Genomic DNA, 2,897 nt, shown 5'->3' with positions numbered 1-2,897 from the left:
CCACTAGAAACATTTTCCGCAATTCTAATTTTTACTTTTTGATTTAGAAAGATAAATTCCGGAAAGACACATAACGCTGCGTTAAGGGGTGAATGCCGCCTAAACCAACTTTCCGCATACCACTTTCACCACCCAAAACCACCGCAAGCCAAAAATGCCACGCGGCATGAATCCCTCTTGAACGCCTTGTTATGTACCGCCGCAAAACAAGGTACTTTCAATTTTGGACCATTGTTCCATGAACGGAATAAAGTCACTTTGTGGGATGAACTTCTGTGCGGCGGTATTGTTTTTTAAGAACACCTCTTCCAAAGCCCATACATGATGGTCAGCATAAACAGCCCAAGCCTTTGCTCCATCATTAAGCTCTAATCGTGTTATAGGTTTGATAGATATATAGCCTTTTAACAACGCCAATGATCTATTCACATCCATGTCAAACATGTACATACAGGCTCTAGCCACCTCATAACCAGGTGGCATATTTTGTACTAGGTCCCAATCAATCACATCGCTTACAGCCCCGTTCAAATCAAAAAAGACGTTGAAATGATGAAAGTCGCCGTGAATTAATTGCCTGCTTGTTAACGGAGTATGTGAGTGCACGGCTTGTGAGCTCGCTAGATAGTCACGCTGTTGTTTTACTCTTCGTAAAACCGAACCTTTCGCATCAAGCGCACTATTGATTTCAATACAGGCAACTATTTTTTGTAACCTATCAACCCAAGCACTTTTATCCCACGAAAGCTCGATTGTTGGAAAATCATTTCCAGACATAGAAGCTAGTTGAACATGTAATTCAGCCAGTGCTTTTCCTAACTGAAAAGCATGTAACGCCGACAGTTCGCTTTTTTCAATTAGCTTGCCTTTTGCTTCAGGAAACAAAGCGTAAAAGCCCTCACCTATTTTGCCAAAGGAACAGCCATCGCGCGTCAAAACTGGAGCAATTATAGTATTCAAATTTTGGGAGAGTTTTTGTAATAGTTCATGTTCAAGTTTGATTTGTGCAACATTGCGAACACGATATTTTCTAAGGTAAAAAGTCTCTGAGGATTGGATTCGAAAGACATTATTCGTCGAGCCGCCTGATTGCCAATTTAAACTAGCACCAGCATCTATTTGGCTCCAGTGTTCACTAACCTCACGAACAAAATCACTCATAGTTCAATTGACCTCATAGGTACATAACGCCGCGTTAAGGGGCGCAGGCACGCACTACAAACGTGACCGCATCACACCTTAACCACTAAACCCGACGCAAATTGAAAATGCCACGCGTGCCAAGTCCCTCTTTAACGCTTTGTTAGGCGCGCAGCTGTAATTGGTAAAAATCGGTTTCATCGTGCTTCGGATTAGCGCAACAATATACCCAACCATTACGCTTATAGAACCTTAACGCCCTTGCGTTCGTTCTACTCACGGAAAGCACAGCACGCTCACAACCAGCTCGTGCTAATTCGGTTTCGATGTAGACCTGAACTTGCTGGCTCAAACCAGAACCGCGAACTTCAGGCAACAAGTAAACCAAATGAACATAACCGGTCTCTGGCTCGGGTGAAAAGGAACGAAACTCTAACTGCCCTACCAATTTTCCATCCAACCAGATATGGATGTAAAACCAACCTGCTTCAGATTGCCTTTCTTGGATTCGTTCTCGATAACCTGCTATGAAATCATCAAAACCCGAAAAGGTCTCGAAACTGCAATAGTAAGCATCCTTTCGAGCAGCTACACAAAAATCATAATCTTGCGCCAAATTGATCACTTTAAATTCTACGTTCATCCCTAATCCTAAAGTGAATAGCGCCTAACGCGCAGTTAAGGTGTGAGGTACGCAACTCCGGAGTCAATGAAATCGCTAATGCTACACGTACCGAATCACTCTTAAACTGTTTGTTATTCCGCAACTAAAGTCGTCAATGTTGACGCCTAATTATTTGATATGACGTTGAATTTTCGGTATGCAGGCAAAAAATCGAAGCCGAAGTATTTGTCAGCTCTCTACCTTAAATCGCTTTAGCGTCACTCTTTAATTGCTGCGCCATATTAAGGTGCGCTTAAAGCGTTTTAAGGCTAGCATGGAAATGACTAATATTCGCCATTTTCGCCGCTTTTACACCCTATTACCCCGCCATTTTCACACCTAGGCTACAAGCATACACATTCAGCCTGAGAGATCCGTTGCGGAAATAACGCCAAATTAAGTAGTGAGCAACGCTGCCACTCACCTAAAGCATTGTGCCGTAAACACTAAAGCTGATTCAAACCAAAAATGCCAAGCGTTGCGAATCTGCTTAAATTTATTGTTATGGCGCTGAACTCAACGTTAGTTCTTGTATGTCTATTAGGTCGACTTCCCTACCCAGTATTCGCTTGTACTCAACGAGACGATGAACTGGAATCACTGGTAATTCGATACCTTGATAGAGTTTTACCACTGACTCTGAAAAGTAAATTTCAAGCTCATGCCAAGAACCATCGAGAGCTGATTGTATCTTCGTGTTTTGAGATAAGCCGATTTCTATTTTTTGATTTTGGTAAACCAACTGGAAATACTCTAGATCCCAACCGTACTCAGTGTAATGAGTTAACGGTTTAGATATGAACTGCGATACGCGAGCCAAGACCTTGTTTGCGTCAGAATTGTGAATATAAAGATCGATATCAGCGATTTCACGACTTCCACCATGAATAGTTGCCGCTAACCCACCAACAATTTGGTACTCAACACCCTCAGCCTCTAAGAGATCTTTGAGCCATTTCAGGACCACTTTCACTTTATCACTCATCTAGTCCCCTTAGCTGGATTTTGCCCTGCGCCATAACGCCGCGTTAAGGGGTGAATGCCGCATAAACCAACCTTCCGCAGACCACTTTCACCACCAAAACTCACCGCA

Annotated in this window: 3 protein-coding genes; all 3 read right to left on the bottom strand. The window is 42.8% G+C overall.

Translation table 11 applies throughout. The annotated features are described in order from the left end of the window. Positions 1-189: 189 nt before the first annotated feature. The 3 genes from PQQ36_RS22315 to PQQ36_RS22305 all read right to left on the bottom strand — a co-directional run bounded on the left by PQQ36_RS22315 (position 190) and on the right by PQQ36_RS22305 (position 2,789). On the bottom strand, positions 190-1,161 hold the full coding sequence (locus PQQ36_RS22315; protein WP_263217828.1) for a phosphotransferase: 972 nt from the start codon (positions 1,159-1,161) through the stop codon (positions 190-192). Between the two features lie 142 nt (positions 1,162-1,303). Then, positions 1,304-1,783: a GNAT family N-acetyltransferase gene (locus tag PQQ36_RS22310; protein ID WP_225465875.1), complete on the bottom strand. Its 480-nt coding sequence runs from the start codon at positions 1,781-1,783 to the stop codon at positions 1,304-1,306. 523 nt (positions 1,784-2,306) lie between these two features. Continuing rightward, entirely contained in the window at positions 2,307-2,789 is a 483-nt protein-coding gene (locus PQQ36_RS22305; RefSeq protein ID WP_206627066.1) for a MazG-related protein, read from the bottom strand. Between the last annotated feature and the right edge of the window lie 108 nt (positions 2,790-2,897).

Origin of the sequence: Vibrio sp. CCUG 15886 (genome assembly GCF_028570825.1) — a bacterium.
In the GTDB taxonomy this organism is placed as follows: Bacteria; Pseudomonadota; Gammaproteobacteria; order Enterobacterales; family Vibrionaceae; genus Vibrio; species Vibrio vulnificus_B.
The sequence above is the reverse complement of the archived record's forward strand: the minus strand, read 5'-3'. Positions and strand labels throughout refer to the sequence as shown.